This window comes from Streptococcus sp. UMB1203 (assembly GCF_030217725.1).
Taxonomy (GTDB): domain Bacteria; phylum Bacillota; class Bacilli; order Lactobacillales; family Streptococcaceae; genus Streptococcus.
Window position 1 is genome coordinate 42,119 of record NZ_JASOOK010000005.1, and the last position, 18,423, is coordinate 60,541.

At 40.4% G+C, this 18,423-nt stretch carries 23 protein-coding genes; 6 read left to right on the top strand and 17 right to left on the bottom strand.

Annotated features, from left to right (window positions below):
- Nucleotide 1: 1 nt before the first annotated feature.
- From QP439_RS02300 to QP439_RS02310, 3 genes are all read left to right on the top strand, one after another.
- Entirely contained in the window at nt 2–844 is an 843-nt protein-coding gene (locus QP439_RS02300; RefSeq protein WP_261121980.1) for a sugar ABC transporter permease, read from the top strand.
- A gap of 145 nt (nt 845–989) precedes the next feature.
- On the top strand, nt 990–1,790 hold the full coding sequence (locus tag QP439_RS02305) for a DUF1189 domain-containing protein (protein WP_285387432.1): 801 nt from the start codon (nt 990–992) through the stop codon (nt 1,788–1,790).
- A 9-nt stretch (nt 1,791–1,799) separates the two neighbouring features.
- A complete protein-coding gene (locus QP439_RS02310) occupies nt 1,800–2,786 on the top strand; it encodes a LacI family DNA-binding transcriptional regulator (protein WP_261266127.1) in 987 nt (328 codons plus the stop codon).
- Between the two features lie 142 nt (nt 2,787–2,928).
- On the opposite strand, the gene QP439_RS02315 is transcribed toward QP439_RS02310, so the two are convergent.
- The 14 genes from QP439_RS02315 to QP439_RS02380 form a co-directional block, all read right to left on the bottom strand.
- A complete protein-coding gene (locus tag QP439_RS02315) occupies nt 2,929–3,870 on the bottom strand; it encodes a YitT family protein (protein WP_261016898.1) in 942 nt (313 codons plus the stop codon).
- Nucleotides 3,848–5,611 (bottom strand): aspartate--tRNA ligase, encoded by a 1,764-nt coding sequence (gene aspS / locus QP439_RS02320; RefSeq protein ID WP_285387435.1) that lies wholly within the window; start codon nt 5,609–5,611, stop codon nt 3,848–3,850. Before aspS ends, QP439_RS02315 begins: the two co-directional genes overlap by 23 nt.
- 154 nt (nt 5,612–5,765) lie before the next feature.
- Complete coding sequence (locus QP439_RS02325; protein ID WP_000832185.1) at nt 5,766–5,996, bottom strand: hypothetical protein; 231 nt, start codon at nt 5,994–5,996, stop codon at nt 5,766–5,768.
- Nucleotides 5,997–6,013: 17 nt separating this feature from the next.
- Nucleotides 6,014–6,655, bottom strand: coding sequence for a CPBP family intramembrane glutamic endopeptidase (locus QP439_RS02330; protein ID WP_285387437.1), 642 nt, complete (start codon nt 6,653–6,655; stop codon nt 6,014–6,016).
- Between the two features lie 9 nt (nt 6,656–6,664).
- A complete protein-coding gene (locus tag QP439_RS02335) occupies nt 6,665–7,363 on the bottom strand; it encodes an ABC transporter permease (protein WP_285387439.1) in 699 nt (232 codons plus the stop codon).
- Nucleotides 7,356–8,180 carry an ABC transporter ATP-binding protein gene (locus QP439_RS02340; protein ID WP_285387441.1) on the bottom strand — a complete coding sequence of 275 codons (825 nt, stop codon included), beginning with the start codon at nt 8,178–8,180 and terminating at the stop codon, nt 7,356–7,358. The genes QP439_RS02335 and QP439_RS02340 overlap by 8 nt, the downstream gene beginning before the upstream one ends.
- 10 nt (nt 8,181–8,190) lie before the next feature.
- Nucleotides 8,191–8,925, bottom strand: a complete 735-nt coding sequence (locus tag QP439_RS02345) for a DUF3169 family protein (protein WP_285387442.1) — start codon at nt 8,923–8,925, stop codon at nt 8,191–8,193.
- A gap of 11 nt (nt 8,926–8,936) precedes the next feature.
- On the bottom strand, nt 8,937–9,125 hold the full coding sequence (locus tag QP439_RS02350) for a hypothetical protein (RefSeq protein WP_049534884.1): 189 nt from the start codon (nt 9,123–9,125) through the stop codon (nt 8,937–8,939).
- Entirely contained in the window at nt 9,112–9,300 is a 189-nt protein-coding gene (locus QP439_RS02355; RefSeq protein WP_001057594.1) for a hypothetical protein, read from the bottom strand. The genes QP439_RS02350 and QP439_RS02355 overlap by 14 nt, the downstream gene beginning before the upstream one ends.
- Nucleotides 9,300–9,506, bottom strand: a complete 207-nt coding sequence (locus QP439_RS02360) for a helix-turn-helix transcriptional regulator (RefSeq protein WP_001176233.1) — start codon at nt 9,504–9,506, stop codon at nt 9,300–9,302. Before QP439_RS02360 ends, QP439_RS02355 begins: the two co-directional genes overlap by 1 nt.
- Nucleotides 9,507–9,515: 9 nt before the next feature.
- Entirely contained in the window at nt 9,516–9,710 is a 195-nt protein-coding gene (locus QP439_RS09125; RefSeq protein ID WP_239822581.1) for an aspartyl-tRNA synthetase, read from the bottom strand.
- 271 nt (nt 9,711–9,981) lie between these two features.
- The gene (hisS, locus tag QP439_RS02370) at nt 9,982–11,262 is read right to left on the bottom strand and encodes a histidine--tRNA ligase (protein WP_285387443.1); all 1,281 of its coding nucleotides are present in this window, start codon (nt 11,260–11,262) and stop codon (nt 9,982–9,984) included.
- A 77-nt stretch (nt 11,263–11,339) separates the two neighbouring features.
- Nucleotides 11,340–12,587: an MFS transporter gene (locus QP439_RS02375; protein WP_285387444.1), complete on the bottom strand. Its 1,248-nt coding sequence runs from the start codon at nt 12,585–12,587 to the stop codon at nt 11,340–11,342.
- A 197-nt stretch (nt 12,588–12,784) separates the two neighbouring features.
- Nucleotides 12,785–13,636 carry a helix-turn-helix domain-containing protein gene (locus QP439_RS02380; RefSeq protein ID WP_285387446.1) on the bottom strand — a complete coding sequence of 284 codons (852 nt, stop codon included), beginning with the start codon at nt 13,634–13,636 and terminating at the stop codon, nt 12,785–12,787.
- Between the two features lie 123 nt (nt 13,637–13,759).
- Between QP439_RS02380 and QP439_RS02385 the strand changes: the two genes are divergently transcribed.
- The gene (locus QP439_RS02385; protein WP_001206380.1) at nt 13,760–14,101 is read left to right on the top strand and encodes a metal-sulfur cluster assembly factor; all 342 of its coding nucleotides are present in this window, start codon (nt 13,760–13,762) and stop codon (nt 14,099–14,101) included.
- A gap of 166 nt (nt 14,102–14,267) precedes the next feature.
- Here the strand turns inward: QP439_RS02385 and ilvD are convergent, their stop codons facing one another.
- Entirely contained in the window at nt 14,268–15,971 is a 1,704-nt protein-coding gene (ilvD, locus tag QP439_RS02390) for a dihydroxy-acid dehydratase (RefSeq protein ID WP_000137346.1), read from the bottom strand.
- A gap of 230 nt (nt 15,972–16,201) precedes the next feature.
- Between ilvD and rpmF the strand changes: the two genes are divergently transcribed.
- Nucleotides 16,202–16,384, top strand: coding sequence for a 50S ribosomal protein L32 (rpmF, locus tag QP439_RS02395; protein ID WP_000290417.1), 183 nt, complete (start codon nt 16,202–16,204; stop codon nt 16,382–16,384).
- Between the two features lie 15 nt (nt 16,385–16,399).
- Complete coding sequence (rpmG, locus tag QP439_RS02400) at nt 16,400–16,549, top strand: 50S ribosomal protein L33 (RefSeq protein ID WP_001265622.1); 150 nt, start codon at nt 16,400–16,402, stop codon at nt 16,547–16,549.
- Between the two features lie 91 nt (nt 16,550–16,640).
- On the opposite strand, the gene QP439_RS02405 is transcribed toward rpmG, so the two are convergent.
- Nucleotides 16,641–18,137 (bottom strand): tyrosine-type recombinase/integrase, encoded by a 1,497-nt coding sequence (locus QP439_RS02405; RefSeq protein WP_000862760.1) that lies wholly within the window; start codon nt 18,135–18,137, stop codon nt 16,641–16,643.
- Nucleotides 18,138–18,152: 15 nt separating this feature from the next.
- Nucleotides 18,153–18,401, bottom strand: a complete 249-nt coding sequence (locus QP439_RS02410) for a hypothetical protein (RefSeq protein ID WP_000571454.1) — start codon at nt 18,399–18,401, stop codon at nt 18,153–18,155.
- Nucleotides 18,402–18,423: the final 22 nt, after the last annotated feature.

The following is an 18,423-nucleotide window of genomic DNA, read 5'->3' on the forward strand; positions in this document are numbered from 1 at the left end:
GATGAATAACTCAATTAAACTCAAACGTAGACTGACTCAAACACTTACTTACCTTTACCTGATTGGTCTATCCATTGTGATTATCTATCCACTTTTGATTACCATCATGTCAGCCTTTAAAGCAGGTAACGTCGCAGCGTTTAAACTCGATACTAACATCAACTTCAATTTTGATAACTTTAAAGGACTCTTTACTGAAACCCTATACGGTACATGGTATCTCAATACCTTGATCATCGCCTTGGTTACCATGGCAGTTCAAACAAGTATCATCGTACTTGCTGGTTATGCCTACAGCCGTTACAACTTCTTGGCCCGTAAACAAAGTTTGGTCTTCTTCTTGATTATCCAAATGGTGCCAACCATGGCCGCTTTGACAGCCTTCTTCGTTATGGCGCTTATGTTGAACGCCCTTAACCACAGCTGGTTCCTCATCTTCCTTTATGTTGGTGGAGGTATCCCGATGAATGCTTGGCTCATGAAAGGCTACTTCGATACAGTGCCAATGTCTCTAGACGAATCTGCAAAACTAGACGGTGCAGGACACTTCCGCCGCTTCTGGCAAATTGTTCTTCCACTTGTTCGCCCAATGGTTGCCGTACAAGCTCTCTGGGCTTTCATGGGACCTTTCGGGGACTACATCCTCTCTAGTTTCTTACTTCGTGAGAAAGAATACTTCACTGTTGCCGTTGGTCTCCAAACCTTCGTCAACAATGCGAAGAACTTGAAGATTGCCTACTTCTCAGCAGGTGCTATCCTCATCGCCCTTCCAATCAGTATTCTCTTCTTCTTCCTACAAAAGAACTTTGTTTCAGGACTTACAAGTGGTGGCGACAAGGGATAATATATCCCCGCCACCCTTTTTCATTTTGGAGCTTGTGACTATAAAACTATCCTTGCAACAAGCAATTTTTCTCCTAGACTTGAAATAAAGAGCATTTCTCTATATAATAATACTCATATAGAAAACACCTTTTAGAAAGATACCTATGCTTCCATATCCATTTTCTTATTTTTCAAGTATTTGGGGATTTCGTAAGCCCCTGTCCAAACGTTTCGGGCTCAACTGGTTTCAACTACTCTTTACCAGTATCTTCCTTATCAGCTTGTCTATGGTACCCATTGCCATCCAAAACAGCTCACAGGAGACTTATCCGCTAGAAACCTTTATCGATAATGTCTATGAACCTCTGACAGATGAAGTTGTCCAGGATCTCTCTGAGCACGCTACAATTGTTGATGGCAAATTAACTTATACAGGCACAGCTAGTCAAGCGCCTTCTATTGTGATTGGTACAAGTCAAAGCAAGGAATTACCTAAGGACTTGCAACTGCATTTCGATACGAAAGAGCTCGTCATCAGCAAGGAGAGTAAAGAGCTGACCCGCATCTCTTACCGAGCGATTGAAACTGAGAGTTTCAAAAGCAAAGATAGCTTGACCCAAGCAATTTCTAAAGACTGGTACCAGCAGAATCGTGTCTATATCAGTCTCTTCCTAGTTCTCGGTGCGAGCTTCCTCTTTGGTTTGAATTTCTTTATCGTCTCTCTGGGAGCCAGTCTTCTCCTTTATATCACTAAGAAATCACGCCTCTTTTCATTTAGAACCTTTAAAGAGTGCTACCATTTTATCTTGAACTGTTTAGGATTACCAACTCTGATTACGCTTATTTTGGGATTACTTGGCCAAAATATGACAACCCTGATAACTGTACAAAACATTCTTTTTGTTCTGTATCTGGTCACTATCTTTTATAAAACACATTTCCGTGATCCAGATTACCATAAATAGGAGATTTTTATGCCCGTTACGATTAAAGACGTGGCCAAGGCTGCTGGTGTTTCGCCTTCAACTGTAACCCGTGTTATTCAAAATAAATCAACCATTAGCGACGAAACAAAAAAACGCGTTCGCAAGGCTATGAAGGAGCTCAATTACCACCCCAACCTCAACGCTCGTAGTTTGGTAAGCAGTTATACCCAAGTTATCGGCCTGGTCCTTCCTGACGACTCAGACGCCTTCTATCAAAATCCTTTCTTCCCATCTGTCCTCCGTGGTATCGCTCAAGTCGCTTCTGAAAACCACTATGCCATTCAGATTGCAACAGGTAAAGATGAAAAAGAGCGCCTTAAAGCTATTTCACAGATGGTTTACGGTAAACGTGTGGATGGTTTGATCTTCCTTTATGCCGAAGAGGAAGATCCCTTGGTCAAACTGGTCGCTGATGAGCAGTTCCCCTTCCTTATCCTAGGAAAATCCATTTCACCCTTTATCCCTCTTGTCGATAACGACAATGTCCAAGCTGGTTTTGATGCGACCGAATATTTTATCAAAAAAGGCTGCAAACGAATTGCCTTTATCGGAGGTGCTAAGAAACTCTTCGTTACACAAGACCGTCTAACTGGTTACGAATCCGCACTCAAGCAATACCAACTGCCTATTGATGGAAATTTAACCTATTTTGCAACGGAGTTCCTAGAAGAAAAAGGGTATCAATTTAGTAAACTCCTCTTTCAGCATGATCCGCAGATTGATGCTATCATCACAACCGATAGCCTCCTAGCTGAAGGGGTCTGTGACTATATCGCTAAGCACCAACTGGATGTCCCTGTTCTCAGCTTCGACTCGGTCAATCCCAAACTCAACTTGGCGGCCTATGTTGATATTAATAGCCTAGAACTTGGTCGTGTTTCTCTTGAAACTATCCTCCAGATTATCAACGATGCTAAAAGCAATAAGCAAATTTGTTACCGTCAGTTGATTGCCCACAAAATTATTGAAAAATAAAAACCAGCTCGCGCTGGTTTTTTAGTCATTATACTCAATGAAAATCAAAGAGCAAACTAGGAAGCTAGCCGCAGGTTGCTCAAAGCACAGCTTGGAGGTTGGAGATAAAGCTGACGTGGTTTGAAGAAATTTTCGAAGAGTATTAATTATCTGTTTCTACAAATCGTCCCAGAATATGAACATTCTCCGATACAGAGACAAAGGCGCTTGGATCCACCTGTTTCATAATCTGTTTAAATTCATTAAACTCTGCACGTGTAATGACAGTGATTAAAACTGCCTTTCTCTCGTGATTATAGGTTCCTTCTGCATCGTGGATCATAGTTGCTCCGCGGTGCAATTTTTTATGGATTTTTTCAATTACCTTGTCTGGATGATTGGTCACAATCATGGCCTGCATACGTTTTTGCTTGGTAAAGACCGCATCTGTCACACGGCTAGAGACAAAGATGGTAATCATAGAGTAGAGGGCATATTTCCATCCAAAGGTCAAACCTGCTATCAGCATGATGGTACCATTTACCAAGAAAGAAATACTGCCGACATTCTTCCCAGTTTTCTTACGAATGGTCAGACTGACGATATCCGTCCCACCACTGGAGATATTGTTTCGAAGAGCAAAACCGATCCCCAAGCCCATGACAACACCCCCAAAAAGAGCATTGATAATGGGATCCTCCGTCAAGGTTGCCACAGGGACAAACTGGATAAAGAAAGAACTCATAGACACCGTGATAAAGGTAAAGACGGTGAACTTATGGCCAATCTGATACCAAGCTAAAACCATCAAAGGAAAATTAATAGCGTAGAAGGTTAGCGAAATTGGAATATGAAAACCAAACCAGTGATTACTCAAGGCAGAGATAATCTGTGCCAGACCTGTTGCACCACTCGAATACACATGCCCTGGTTGGAAAAAGAAATTGACCGCTACTGCTGATAAAAAACCATAGACCAGAGAAGCCGAAATCTTCTCATCATATTTTTCGCGAGAGATGCTTTGTAAAACACGTAAAATTTTTATCTGATAAGCAAAGCGACGCAGATAATAACGCCACCGCTTAATTCGTTTTGCTTGTTTCATCTTCTTCTACTTGTAAGCTGAGTTCCTCTAGTTGTTTGAGCGCTACTGTTGAAGGAGCTTGTGTCATTGGATCAGTTGCCTTGTTGTTCTTAGGGAAGGCAATGACTTCACGGATATTTTCTTCTCCAGCAAGCAACATAACAAAACGGTCAAGTCCGATAGCCAAGCCACCGTGTGGTGGGAAACCATAGTCCATGGCTTCAAGAAGGAAGCCAAACTGGTCATTTGCTTCTTCGGCTGAGAAACCAAGAGCCTTGAACATACGTTCTTGAAGGTCTTTTTGGTTAATACGAAGGCTACCACCACCAAGCTCATAACCGTTCAAGACGATATCGTAAGCAATGGCACGAACCTTAGCCAAATCGCCTTCTAATTCGTGAGCAGTCTCTTCTTGTGGAAGGGTAAATGGATGGTGGGCACTCATATAGCGATCTTCTTCTTCAGACCATTCAAACATTGGCCAGTCAACCACCCAAAGGAAGTTGAATTTATCATTATCAATCAAACCAAGCTCTTTGGCAATACGTCCACGAAGGGCACCAAGTGTTGCATTGGCTACCTCAAGCGTATCTGCCACAAAGAGAATCAAGTCCTTATCTTCAAGCGCAAGTGCTGCTGTCAATTCTGCTTGGATGCTAGTCAAGAACTTAGCAACTGGTCCGTTTAATTCTCCGTCAACTACCTTGACCCAAGCAAGACCTTTGGCACCGTACTGTTTGGCTACTTCCGTCATCTTGTCGATGTCTTTACGTGAATAGTTGTCCGCAGCGCCTTTGACTACAATGGCTTTTACAGCAGGTGCCTCTGAAAAGACTTTAAAGTCTACACCCTTGACCACTTCTGTCAAGTCCTGAAGCAACATGTCAAAACGCGTATCAGGCTTGTCAGAACCGTAAAGAGCCATAGCATCATCGTATTTCATACGAGGGAATGGTAGCGTTACTTCGATGCCTTTGGTTTCCTTCATCACGCGCGCAATCAAACCTTCTGTGATGTCTTGGATTTCCTGCTCAGTAAGGAAGGATGTTTCCAAGTCGACCTGGGTAAACTCAGGCTGGCGGTCTCCACGCAAGTCTTCATCACGGAAACATTTGACGATTTGGTAGTAACGGTCAAAACCAGCATTCATCAACAACTGCTTAGTAATCTGTGGACTTTGAGGAAGCGCGTAAAAATGCCCTTTATTAACACGAGATGGCACCAAATAGTCACGCGCCCCTTCAGGCGTTGACTTAGAAAGGAATGGTGTCTCCACGTCGATAAACTCCAACTCATCCAAGTAATTACGGATAGAGTGGGTCACCTTAGCACGAAGTTTAAGATTTCCCAACATTTCTGGACGACGAAGGTCAAGGTAACGGTAACGCAAACGTGTATCGTCATTGGCCTCAATGCCATCCTTAATCTCAAATGGTGTTGTTTTAGCTGTGTTAAGCACTGTCAGAGCTGTCACGTTTAACTCAACTGCACCAGTTGGCAACTTATCATTGGCTTGCTCACGCGCAGCGACCTGACCAGTCACCTCGATAACAAATTCGCTACGAAGGCTTTCAGCTGTTGCCATGACCTCTGCAGAGACTTTTTCAGGGTTGATAACCAACTGCATGATTCCTTCACGGTCACGAAGGTCGATAAAGATCAAACCACCAAGGTCACGACGACGGCCAACCCATCCTTTCAAGGTTATTTCTTGTCCGATGTGTTCCTCACGAACACGACCAGCATACATACTACGTTTCATTGTTTCTCTCCTCTTTTATTCTGTTACTATTTTACCATAAAAGCGCAGGCTCTTCATGAAAATCATCAGAAAAGTTTACCAGTCTTTAAAAATCAGGTGAAGATTATAAAAATTAGAGTCCATACAAAAATCCGATGAAGTTCACCGGACTCTCTTATTTTGAATTGTTGCCTGCTTTACGCTTTTCAGCAATTTCAGCTGCCTTTCGAGGCAAGACAATCTCCGTTGTGTAAGCTGTCCCAAAGCGCAAGACACCTGCAATAGGGGCAAAGACAACTGCTAGATAGTTGTAGAAGAAATCGCCCTTGAAGGCATAAGCTAGCGCTCCAATGATGAAAAATAGAACGACTGCTTGAATCACTGCTAATAAAATTACTCGTTTCATGTGACCTCCTGACTCTATTATAGCATGAGAATCATCAAAAAGCTGACTAAATTATTCAAAGCGTGGAGAGAAATACTGTAGACCAGACCCTTTCTGCTAATATAAGCCAAGCCCAAACTAAAACCAAGGCTAAAATAGACAAAAAATTGTTGCACATCACCTGGGAAATGACCTAAGGCAAACAAAACACTAGATACCAGAAGGAAAAGCAGAGTTTGTTTACTATTGTCCTGCTTAGGAAAGAGATAGCGTGCTAACATCCCTCTAAAGATAAGTTCTTCCGTCAAAGGAGCAAAGACCACCACCATAAAGAAACCAAATGCAGGCTGTTCCACTGTCAGTTGAGATACGATTTGTTGACTGACCGACGGATCTTCTGGTAAAAAGAACTGGGCTGTAATCGCCACTAGCAAAACCAGAGTAGGCAACCAGATATGACGATTAAAAGCAGTCGTCTGGATGCTAACCTTTTCTGTCTGATACCATCTGTAAACTCCATAAACATAGGCCCCTGACAGGACGACATAAAGTGGTAAGACTCCAAAGATTGAAGCCCCTAGTCCAAGAGCTGACAGCGCCATGCTCTGAACCAGACCATAGATAAAGTAAAAGGATAGAACAGTTAGAAGAAACCAGCCAAGGTTTTTAAGTAGTTTCATAAAGGTCTCCTATCTGGCTTTATAGCTGTTTTTCAATACAAAGAGATTTGCTATCCCTAACACAAGTACCCAGGCAAGTAACATGCCGATATTAGAAAAAGATATTTCCCCACCTTTTTTATTTAAAAGATTTACAATAGGACCAACGAACGAGTAATCCAACACTTTTTGAACCGTATCATTTTGAAGAGCAATTATAGGTAAAACAGAGACAATTAACATAGGGAAGATACTATAAACTTGCGCTTTAGATTGAGTATCTGACACCGCACCGATTAGAAGGTTGATAAAAATAATACTAATCGTTGCTAGGAGCAAATAGATAACGTAGGCAAATAAATAACCAGATAGATCTACTTTAAGATAGATGGGAAGTACAATCATAGCAAGTAACATTATCAGAATAGGGAGAACAAGCATACTGAAAGTATATTCTGTTGCTGTCACACCACTTAGGATGAGTGATTTAAGATTTCGTTTTTCCTTATCTTCTGCCATCATAATCGATACCATATAACCACTTCCCATACTCAAGACCATGGTCAAACTCGTAGAGAGGAGAAACATACTCAATTCTCCATTCTTATTCATGAATTCATTATATAGAACAGCAATACCAAAAGGCATCAATAAAGTCGCTAACAAAGTTGAATTGCTAATAAGGACTTGTAATCTTAACCATAGTAGGGCATTTAATTTTCTAAACATCTAACTTTTCTCCTGTTAATCTGATAAAGATTTCTTCTAGAGTTGGCTCACAAGAGTGAACCCCCATCAAATCTGTCGTGTCTAAATGTGGCAATTCTTCAAATGGAACTATCTGTTCTCGTCCATCGTTATAAACCACATGTACTTTCTTATCCACATGATACTTCTGAATAATATCTTGCGGACTTCCATACTCTATTAAATTTCCCTTATTCAAAAGAGATAAGCGATCACAAAGCAGAGTTGCCTCATTCATATCATGCGTGGTCAGAAAGATAGTTGTCCCCGCCTGCTTTAATTCTTGAAGTAGGGTATGAATCATCTTAGATGTTGTAGGGTCTAAACCACTAGTTGGCTCATCTAGAAAGAGGATCTTAGGAGCATTGAGAAGGGCACGAGCCAAGAACATTCGTTGTTTCATTCCAGTAGATAACTTTTCTGCGATAATATCTTTAGCATCTGCCAATCCAACCTGTTGGAGCACCTGATTTACTCTATCTGACTTGAGACCATATAACTTAGCATAGATGATCAGATTTTTGTAAAGACTCATCTTTTCATAAAAACCACTGCCATCACTAACAATACCAATTTGTTCCAAATCATTTGAGGTTAAATCTTGAGAATTCTTGCCTAACAAAACTGTTTTACCTTGATCTGCAGCCAACTGTCCTGTTAAGACATTAATCATGGTTGTTTTACCTGAGCCAGAAGGTCCAAGAAAACCAAAGATTTCACCCTCCTTAATCTCAAAAGAAATCTGATGAAGAGCTTTTTTGCTCCCAAAACTTTTGCTTACATTTTCAACACGAATCATAGAAACTCCTTTATTTGAAATAACGTTTCACCATAGGTAACTGCATCACATTGATATAAATATGGATGGCTCCTACAAGCAAGAAGGCTAGTAACTGAATCTCTCCTGTCAGTAAAGAAAAGAGAGCAATCAGAAAGTAGAGACCTGGCAAGACATAGTTATTTAATTGGAATAAAATCCGAAAACTCTGTTCCAAATTAGCCTTGCGCTCCCCTTCATCGTAAGAATCGAAATGCTCCAAGATATCCTTTGGTGTAGAGAAAAACACCAAACCAATCTGACGAACAATCGCAATAGTCTTAAAAAGATAATTTTGAGCATTGAAAACCAACACTAATCCCAAAAAGGAAAGGGATAAGGTTATATGGCTAATATCGAGTACAATTACTTCACTTCCTGAAATGAAGAGAGCCAATAAAATCGCTACGCTTGCACTATTAAAAGCAATAGTTCCAAACTCGAGATTCCGATACATCTGCACATAATAGGTTTCATTCAGATCATCATCCATTTCCTCTTGATACAAGGAGTGAAATTTTCTGCTTTTCTTTAAGAAATTGAAAGTCAAAAGAAGACTAATGAAACCTATCAGTAAACAAATACCTGATATCCATGGTATCAAGACTTTCACATCTAACATAATTTCGTGGGATTCAGCACGTGCCTTAAACATCCCTACAAACATGCCCAAGAAACCTCCCAAGACAATAGACATCAAAAATAACAATCCACGTTTCTTTTTCATATTCATTCTCCTTATTCACTTGCTAGGTTTTTGGATTTCTTTTCAATCCATTCAACTACTGGGATGAGGGCAAAGTAGGCCCAAATAAATTGGTCACTTTGATAGGGATTAAACCAGCCTAGATCCATCCCAATTAGTAGAAACACGCTGACTAATAGAGCTATGGCAACTACATAATAGATTACTTTATACTTGTTCATCATTTTTCTCCTTTTTCTTCAACCAATTGAAAATGGACAAGAGGACTAAGTTAATCCAAAACAAATACTTACTTTCAACAAAATAGAACCACCCCAGTAATGTTCCAATCATAGCAAAGGCATTCACAATAAGTGCAAGAACACTCATATAATAAACCACTTTATACATGTTCATCACTCGTCCTCCTCCAAGCGAAATACCGATTCGACTGTTTCGTTGAAAATCTGAGATATTTTCAAGGCAATCACAACGGACGGGGTGTATTCGTCCCGTTCTAATAGGCTGATAGTCTGTCTGGAAACCTCTGCTAGCTTGGCTAGTTCGGTTTGATTGAGACCATCGCGAGCCCGAAGCTCTTTTAGACGATTTTTTAGTTGCATGTTACACACCTACTCTCCGTCAAATTCAACGGCTTGGATATCCTCAATACGTTGCAACTTGAATTTTTCTTTCCCATTTTTATCGACATGACGTAGTTTGACCCATTCCTCATCAACATCCACAACTTCCCATAAAGATGTTCCAAACACTTGTCCAACGATTGTTGGATTTTTCCCAATTAATTCTTGCAATAATCTTGACATATCTATATTTCCTTTCTCTTTTCTTTCGATTACCTTTAACCTCTTCTCTAACCGCTTGATTTTTTTAGATTGACTACTATAAATCAAGACGAGAAAAGGAAAAAAAATCCATACCCACATGTGACTCCCTCCTATTTCTTTATTTCTTAACTTGCTTACATTGTAACACATCTTTTTCTTTTTGACAATTATATTTGTCAAAAAGTTTATGATTTTTGTCATTTTGCAAAAGAAAAAGGTCAGAGTAGTTTTCTGACCAGTTTTTCTGTTATTAAAACCCTAGTTTTTCAAAGATTTCTGAGAAGTTTTGGCTGATAGTCTCAAGCGACACTTGCACTTCTTCTCGGGTTTGATTGTTCTTGACCGTCACTTGTCCGCTTTCGACTTCACTCTCTCCTAGGGTGATGAGGGTCTTAGCCGCAAAGACATCGGCTGACTTGAACTGAGCTTTGAGTTTACGATTGAGGTAATCACGCTCTGCTTTGAAACCTTGTTGGCGAAGGGCTTGCACCAATTCCAAGGCCTTGACATTTGCCCCTTCGCCCAAAACTGCGATATAAACATCTAGGGCGTTTTCGATAGGGAGAGACACACCTTGCTTTTCAAGAATGAGAAGCAGGCGCTCTACACCAAGTCCAAAACCAAATCCAGCAGTTTCAGGACCACCAAAGTAAGCAACCAAGCCATCGTAACGACCACCCGCGCAGACTGTCAAGTCATTGCCCTCTATCTCAGTGATGAACTCGAAAATGGTGTGGTTGTAGTAGTCCAAACCACGCACCATATTGGTATCGATGATATAGTCTACTCCAAGATTTTCCAACATCTGACGTACAGCATCAAAATGAGCTTGACTTTCTTCATCAAGGAAGTCCAAGATAGAAGGCGCATTCTCTACTGCTACCTTGTCTTCTTTTTCCTTAGAGTCCAAGACACGGAGAGGATTTTCCTCCAAGCGACGCTGGCTATCCTTAGACAAGGTCTCCTTGAGCGGTGTTAAATAGTCAATCAAGGCTTGGCGGTAGGTCGCACGACTCTCAGGATTTCCAAGCGTGTTGAGGTGCAATTTGACACCTTGGATACCGATTTCTTTCAAGAAATGGGCCGCCATCGCGATTGTTTCCACATCGGTAGCTGGATTGCTTGATCCAAAACACTCAACACCAATCTGGTGGAATTGGCGCAAGCGCCCTGCCTGTGGACGCTCATAACGGAACATAGGGCCCATGTAGTAGAACTTGCTCGGCTTTTGCACTTCTGGGGCGAAGAGTTTATTTTCCACATAGGAACGGACAACGGGCGCAGTTCCTTCTGGACGGAGGGTGATATGGCGGTCACCCTTGTCATAGAAATCGTACATTTCCTTGGTTACGATATCGGTCGTATCTCCAACAGAGCGACTGATAACCTCGTAATGCTCAAAAATAGGCGTGCGCACTTCTGCATAGTTATAGCGCTTGAAAATCTCACGGGCAAAGCCCTCAACGTACTGCCATTTGGCAGATTCAGCAGGTAAAATATCCTGCGTTCCTTTTGGTTTTTGTAATTTCATAGGGAATCCTCTTTAAACTTAATAGTCTTATTTTACCATAAATAGAGGGATTAAAACAGTGAGAAAAAAATTAGGATTTAGATATCATTTTTGAGATTAATAACTGTCAAAAGAATAGCTATCAAGGAGAGACCAACAAATAGCATCCAAGTCAACTGTATATTCCACACAGCTATAAGTGAAAAATAGGCTGTTCCCACAGGTATGGATAAGGTAAACAATAAACCTAAAAAATTACTGGTACGAGCTAGAACCTCTGGAGCTAGATTTTTCATGAGCATGGCACTAATCTTTGGTTGAACTTTACCAGACATATACAGAGTTAAAAATAGAAATAGCAAACCAAGCACGACTTGATTGAATACATTAGCCAGACCAACTAGACTAAGTCCTACGGTCACCCACATCATCAATCTAGGCAAGGACTGCTTCCCAAAATAATCATTGCCCGTAAGGCTACTGATGATGACTGCTACTACAGCACCGACTTGACTGATAAATAACGCCTCTGTGTAAGAAAAATTCAAGAGAGAATGGCTCAAAAAGAAGATATTGTAGATGCCCCCTAAGGAACCACCCAAGGCATTGATAAGCAAGACAGCAAAGATCATGAAGCCAAAGTTTTTCTGTCCACCTTTAAGAAAAACAAGGCGTAAATTTCGGTAAATTGTTAGGAACTGGTCTTTGATAGAAAGCTTCTCATTTTTTAGTGATTCACCATCAGCGGATGAAATCGACAGTCTCAATTTGCTTTTTCCTAAAAAGAGGATAACGGCTGATACTAGGAAAAAACAGGCATTGATTCCCGCAACGAGAGAAAAATTATTGACCGATAGCCCTAAGAGCCAGACTCCGAAAGCTTGACCACCAATGGCTGAAATATAGGTGATAAACTGTGAAAAAGAATAAGCTTCCATCAAATCCTCTTCAGCTACTTTTTCCTTAATAAGAGGCATGCGCAAGCCACCTGCAAAATCACTGATGACATCACTAATGACGTTGATCAAACACAGGCTAGAAAAGGCAAATAAACTAGCTTGCTGAACAACTAGGGCTGCCAGAAAAAATAAAACCGCCTGAAACAAACCGCTGTAGGTCATCCATTTGACCTTGTCCCTTGTGTAATCTGCCCGAATCCCTACAAAAACTGTAAAGAGAGTCGGAAGAAGCATGACAATATTCGCCATAGCAACCGCAAAAGATGCTTGTGGCAAGGTCGATGCATAGACGATAAATACCAGATTGAAAATCGAAGCACCAAAGGCATTGAAGAAGCGTGACAAAGTCAAAAGACGATAAGCTTGATTTCTGAACAATAATTTCATAGGTAATCTCCCTTCTTGTTATAATCCCTATATGAAGTATGACTATAGTATATCACTTAGAAATTGAAAGGGAAAACTTTTGAATATATGCAACACACAAAATAAGTAAAACAACGATAAAATCTCTTTGATGACACGAGAGAGGACAAGAGTTTTATCGCTTCAAATTTCAAATTTTTTTCTTGGTTTGCAGATATTCAACAATCGGTCGGATTTCTGTAGTATTCGGCAGATTTGTGACAGCCAAGCATCTCAAAAATACGGACAGCATCTTCCATCTTTTTCTGCCCTTCCTTGACTCTGCCCTGCTTGCTATCAAGAAGACCTTCAGCCCACAAATAGACAATTCGGAAATAGGTCTCATTTTCCTTGTAGAAATGCTCTTTGATGACACGTTTAAAATAAGAGGCATTGGTAAATTCTTCACACTCAATACTGGCTAAAAAACCATTCAATAGTATAGTGTGAAAAAGGTTTCGATTGCCAGACATTTCCATTAGAAAATCAGATTTTCGTACCATCTCTCTAACATATCTAGTAAAAAGAGAAACAGATAAGAATGGAGAACTGATTGAGAACAAATTGAGTTCATAGATTCCCCAAATCTCGGTAGAAAACAAGTAGTCATGAAGGACTTTCGCTTCCTCTGCCGTTAACTCTACGCTTTCATCCATGCTCTTCATATAAGACTTGATAATAATGGCATTTAGAATATGTTTCTGTTTGTTTTGAGAATGGGTATGCTTTTGATACTCCTTGCGATACAGGTCCTCAAGCGGAGCTATATTCTTTGGATCCAAGACATCTATTATTTCTTTTCTCAACTCAGAATCTGTATCATACTGAAAACCTCTCGCCAGAAAGAGGATTTCCTCTACACTGGCAGATATATTTTCTATGGCAAATAGAAACTTTTCCACCGAAAGCTCACTCTGACCTGTTTCAAATCGGGACAACATGGACGGAGAAAATTGTCCCCCAGTTGCTTGTCTCAGCGAGATATTTCTTGACTCTCGTAATTGTCTAAAGACTTTTCCAATCTGCTCCATAGGCTTCCCCTTGATTCCGTATTTTCTTCATTTTATCATATTTTTCAGAAAATTCATCAAAAACTTGCCAAATTGTCAGAATTATGAGAAAATAGAGGATATTTATCAGGTGGAGGGACTGTAATGAGAGAGGATATCAAAATCAATGACCGCGCTTTGGCCTTACAAGACCAAATTATCGAAAAACTAGAGAAGGTTTTTGATACAGATGTGGAATTGGATGTTTACAATCTAGGACTGATTTATGAAATCAATCTGGATGAAACGGGTCTCTGCAAGATTGTCATGACCTTCACTGACACTGCCTGCGATTGTGCAGAAAGCTTGCCTATTGAAATCGTGGCAGGTCTAAAACAAATCGAGGGGATAGAAGATGTCAAGGTTGAAGTTACCTGGTCGCCTGCATGGAAGATCACACGAATCAGTCGCTACGGCCGTATTGCCCTTGGACTACCACCTCGTTAAGCAGGCAAATCACTTTTGAAGATGAAAAGAAGCAAGCCGAAGTTGGCTTGCTTTTTGATACTCAATGAAAATCAAAGAGCAAACTAGGAAACTAGCCGCAGGCTGTACTTGAGTACGGCAAGGCGACGTTGACGTGGTTTGAATTTGATTTTCGAAGAGTATGAGTTTATTTTTTACCTGACTTGTCCATATTCCAGAAGTCTGTCACGGCTCCGCGTGAAGCGGATGATACGATGTGGGCATATTTACCAAGGACACCACGACTATAAAGTGGTGGCAAAGTTGTTTCTGCCTTGCGTTTTTCAAGTTCTTCTTCCGATACGGCCATGGAAATTTCTTTGGTATCTTGGTCAACCGTAACGATATCACCTGTACGGAGATAAGCAATCGGTCCACCATCCTGAGCTTCAGGAGCGATATGTCCAACAACCAGACCATAAGTACCACCAGAGAAACGTCCGTCCGTCAAGAGGGCCACCTTATCTCCCTGACCTTTACCAACAATCATTGATGAAAGTGACAGCATCTCAGGCATACCAGGGCCACCCTTAGGTCCAACGAAACGAACAACGACTACATCGCCATCAACGATTTCATCTGTCAGAACGGCCTGAATCGCATCTTCTTCTGAGTCAAAGACCTTAGCTGGTCCAACGTGACGACGCACTTTCACACCTGATACCTTGGCAACCGCACCGTCAGGGGCAAGGTTCCCGTTCAAGATGATAAGCGGTCCATCCGCACGTTTTGGATTTTCAAGTGGCATGATAACTTTTTGACCTGGAGTGAGGTCTGCAAAGTCAGCCAAGTTTTCAGCTACAGTCTTACCAGTACATGTAATGCGGTCTCCATGAAGGAAACCATTTGCCAAGAGATATCTCATAACCGCAGGCACACCACCGACTTCGTAGAGATCTTGGAAGACATACTGACCAGATGGTTTCAAGTCAGCCAAGTGAGGCACACGTTCTTGGATCGTATTGAAGTCCTCAAGTGACAAGTCAACATTGGCAGCATGGGCAATGGCAAGCAAGTGAAGAGTGGCATTTGTAGAACCACCGAGAGCCATAGTTACAGTGATAGCATCTTCAAAGGCTTCACGAGTCAAGATATCTGATGGTTTGAGACCAAGCTCCAACATCTTAACAACAGCACGTCCTGCTGCTTCGATATCTTCTTTCTTATCAGCTGATTCAGCTGGGTGAGAGGATGAACCTGGCAAACTCATACCCAAAACTTCGATAGCGGTCGCCATGGTATTAGCAGTGTACATACCACCACAGCCACCAGGGCCAGGGCAGGCATTACATTCAAGACGTTTTACGTCCTCAGCTGTCATGTCACCGTGGTTCCATTTTCCGATACCCTCAAAAACAGAAACCAAGTCGATGTCTTTGCCATCAAGATTTCCCGGTGCAATGGTTCCACCATAAGCGAAAATAGCTGGAATATCCATATTTGCAATAGCAATCATAGATCCAGGCATGTTCTTGTCACAGCCACCGATAGCGACGAAGGCATCCACGTTGTGACCACCCATAGCCGCTTCGATGGAGTCCGCGATGATATCACGAGATGTCAAAGAGAAACGCATACCAGGCGTTCCCATGGCAATCCCGTCCGCTACAGTGATAGTCCCAAACTGCACAGGCCAAGCGCCTGCAGATTTGACACCCTCTTTAGCCAATTTCCCAAAATCATGCAAGTGGATGTTACATGGTGTATTTTCCGCCCAAGTCGAAATCACTCCCACAATCGGTGTTTCAAAGTCCTTATCTGTCATACCAGTCGCACGAAGCATAGCACGGTTTGGTGATTTTACCATACTGTCATAAATGCTACTGCGGTGACGTTTATCTAATTCAGTCATTTGTTCCCTCTCATTTCAGTTTTTACTATTATAGCACATTTTAAAAGCAATGAACAGAAGAAAATTCTTGAATTTTCAGAAAATTTCGATTAATTCGGTTGATGACCTTTTAATTTTTTCATCTTTTTTTGTCAAGTAACTTTACTTTACAAAAAAAATGTGTTATCCTAGTATGGTTGATGAAAATCAGTAGATTGAATCGAATATAAATACCTAAAGGAGAAATCAAAATGGCAGTACCTGCACGTCGCACTTCAAAAGCGAAGAAAAACAAACGTCGTACACACTACAAAGTAACAGCTCCATCTGTAAACTTTGACGAAACTACTGGAGATTACTCACGTTCTCACCGTGTATCACTTAAAGGATACTACAAAGGACGTAAAATCGCTAAAGCTGCATCAGCTGAATAATAGAAGGGAGATACCATGCGCGTAAATATTACACTTGAACACAAAGAATCTGGTGAACGCTTGTACCTTACTTCTAAAAACAAACGTAACACTCCAGACCGTCTTCAATTGAAGAAATACTCACCAAAACTTCGCAAACACGTTGTGTTTACAGAAGTTAAGTAATACAACATACAGAAAGCCTATGAAATCAACATTTCTAAGGCTTTTTCTTTTAAGTTTAGCAAAATAACTGAATTTTAACTGATTATAATAATCAAGAGATTATTTTAGACAAATCTATCATAGCTTGTTCAATCTTATGTTTTCCTTTTTGCATAACATGAAGATAGATTTTTTCTATTTCTCTACTATCTTCTGAATGTCCCACAAACTCTCGAATAACGTTTAAGCTTACATTCTTATCAGCCATGACTGAAACAAAACTATGTCGGAACATATGGGGAACTATGTGAACAGGCCTACCAAAATCAACTAGGTCATCAATATCCTTATAGGATTTTCCACTTTTCTTATTATACTTAGCGGACTGACTAGTTCCACCTCTTAAGAACATTGAAATTTCTGTATGATACAATGGACTGCCCTGCTGGTTCTTCCCTTTTATGTATACCCTAGTAAAAATATATCCCATATCATGATAAGTCGGATTAAATCTCGCCTGAAACTTATTTCTTTCAATATATTTAAGTAAAATTTGTTCTACTTTTGGTGACATCGGAATAGTTCTAACGCTTTCTTTAGTTTTTAGAATTGCTCTATATCGTTCCTTCTCATCACGCAAGCCTTCTTCTGCCATTTCTTTGTCAGTCTTATTATGGCTTGCCCTCTGCCAATGAACCTTAATGAGTTTATTCTTGAAATCTAGAACATCTTCATTCAAACCTAATGCTTCACTCGGTCTCATACCTGTCAAGTAGATAATTCTGAGTACATCAGCAACTAGTTCATTATTATGTCGCTTAGTCCAATTTTCAATAATTTTAAATACTTGATTAGCCTCTTCAACTTCAAGATATTTTTCAGCTATATCTTCCCTAAGTTTCGCCTGCTCTTCTGCACTTGTTAGTGTCTTACGCTTAACCCTCTTATTCAAAATAGGGTGTTGCGACGCTGTCAATTCTCCTTGTTCTACCGCCCAATCAAATATCATTTTAAGATAGATATGAATGTTCTTTGAAGTTCCCTCACTTGCATTATTTATAATATCTTGCATTTTTTCCTGTTCCATACAGAACTGTTTAAGGCTCATATTTTCGTTGAAATATGGGGAAATATGCTGGTTATAAACACTAACTCTAGTCTTTAGAGTATTCTTGGCAGGCTTAACACGATTGACCCACCACTTAAAAGCTAAACCGTATAATTCACTGTTTTCATCATACGGTCTAGCTATCTCTTTGAGGCATAAAGTTTTACTAGGCTCTAATTTCTTTGGTTTTTCTCCAGTCAAATCTAATACGGTTTCATCAATCATTTCATTTAATATCTTTGAAACTTTTGTAATCAGCTGACTATTCTTTATATCAGAAATAAGTAACTTCTCATGTCCCTTACTGTCCTTTCCTGTTGGTATTGCCTTAGTCGTATACCACCCTTTATTTTCTCCCCTTGTAAGGTACTTATAACGACTTTTTGTTATCAAAGGATGAGTATATCTCATTGCAAACTTAACAAGCACGTTGCCCTTTTTAGAAGGGTCTGGTTTCCATTGATAAACAGTTAGAACTCGAGTAGTCTTACCTACCTTCATTTTTACCCCCTTATACTAAGCTATAACTGCCTCATTTTCATGGAAAATCTTATAATCAAACCAATCTTTAAATACCTCCGCATGAATAAAGACATTCCCATGAGTTCCACAAATTCCAAAAGAATATGGACTATTTCTCATTTGACGAATGTAGTGATCCAATGTAGGTAATTTCATACCCTTCCAAAGTTCATCTAAAAATTCTTTCTTCCGATACCAATTTTTAGTTAAATCATAGTCTGACTTTGTCTTAAGCTCTATCATTGGAATACTTTCCTTTCTTATG

Coding starts and splice junctions, on each gene's coding strand:
- QP439_RS02335 (WP_285387439.1), bottom strand. CDS start 7,363: ATGTTTAGAAAATTAAATGCCCTACTATGGTTAAGATTACAAGTCCTT.
- QP439_RS02360 (WP_001176233.1), bottom strand. CDS start 9,506: ATGCAACTAAAAAATCGTCTAAAAGAGCTTCGGGCTCGCGATGGTCTC.
- QP439_RS02330 (WP_285387437.1), bottom strand. CDS start 6,655: ATGAAACTACTTAAAAACCTTGGCTGGTTTCTTCTAACTGTTCTATCC.
- QP439_RS02340 (WP_285387441.1), bottom strand. CDS start 8,180: ATGATTCGTGTTGAAAATGTAAGCAAAAGTTTTGGGAGCAAAAAAGCT.
- QP439_RS02350 (WP_049534884.1), bottom strand. CDS start 9,125: ATGAACAAGTATAAAGTAATCTATTATGTAGTTGCCATAGCTCTATTA.
- QP439_RS02325 (WP_000832185.1), bottom strand. CDS start 5,996: ATGAAACGAGTAATTTTATTAGCAGTGATTCAAGCAGTCGTTCTATTT.
- hisS (WP_285387443.1), bottom strand. CDS start 11,262: ATGAAATTACAAAAACCAAAAGGAACGCAGGATATTTTACCTGCTGAA.
- QP439_RS02385 (WP_001206380.1), top strand. CDS start 13,760: ATGAGAGAGGATATCAAAATCAATGACCGCGCTTTGGCCTTACAAGAC.
- QP439_RS02380 (WP_285387446.1), bottom strand. CDS start 13,636: ATGGAGCAGATTGGAAAAGTCTTTAGACAATTACGAGAGTCAAGAAAT.
- QP439_RS02355 (WP_001057594.1), bottom strand. CDS start 9,300: ATGAACATGTATAAAGTGGTTTATTATATGAGTGTTCTTGCACTTATT.
- QP439_RS02345 (WP_285387442.1), bottom strand. CDS start 8,925: ATGAAAAAGAAACGTGGATTGTTATTTTTGATGTCTATTGTCTTGGGA.
- QP439_RS02310 (WP_261266127.1), top strand. CDS start 1,800: ATGCCCGTTACGATTAAAGACGTGGCCAAGGCTGCTGGTGTTTCGCCT.
- QP439_RS02410 (WP_000571454.1), bottom strand. CDS start 18,401: ATGATAGAGCTTAAGACAAAGTCAGACTATGATTTAACTAAAAATTGG.
- rpmG (WP_001265622.1), top strand. CDS start 16,400: ATGCGCGTAAATATTACACTTGAACACAAAGAATCTGGTGAACGCTTG.
- QP439_RS02405 (WP_000862760.1), bottom strand. CDS start 18,137: ATGAAGGTAGGTAAGACTACTCGAGTTCTAACTGTTTATCAATGGAAA.
- aspS (WP_285387435.1), bottom strand. CDS start 5,611: ATGAAACGTAGTATGTATGCTGGTCGTGTTCGTGAGGAACACATCGGA.
- QP439_RS02305 (WP_285387432.1), top strand. CDS start 990: ATGCTTCCATATCCATTTTCTTATTTTTCAAGTATTTGGGGATTTCGT.
- QP439_RS02315 (WP_261016898.1), bottom strand. CDS start 3,870: ATGAAACAAGCAAAACGAATTAAGCGGTGGCGTTATTATCTGCGTCGC.
- QP439_RS02375 (WP_285387444.1), bottom strand. CDS start 12,587: ATGAAATTATTGTTCAGAAATCAAGCTTATCGTCTTTTGACTTTGTCA.
- QP439_RS02300 (WP_261121980.1), top strand. CDS start 2: ATGAATAACTCAATTAAACTCAAACGTAGACTGACTCAAACACTTACT.
- rpmF (WP_000290417.1), top strand. CDS start 16,202: ATGGCAGTACCTGCACGTCGCACTTCAAAAGCGAAGAAAAACAAACGT.
- QP439_RS09125 (WP_239822581.1), bottom strand. CDS start 9,710: ATGTCAAGATTATTGCAAGAATTAATTGGGAAAAATCCAACAATCGTT.
- ilvD (WP_000137346.1), bottom strand. CDS start 15,971: ATGACTGAATTAGATAAACGTCACCGCAGTAGCATTTATGACAGTATG.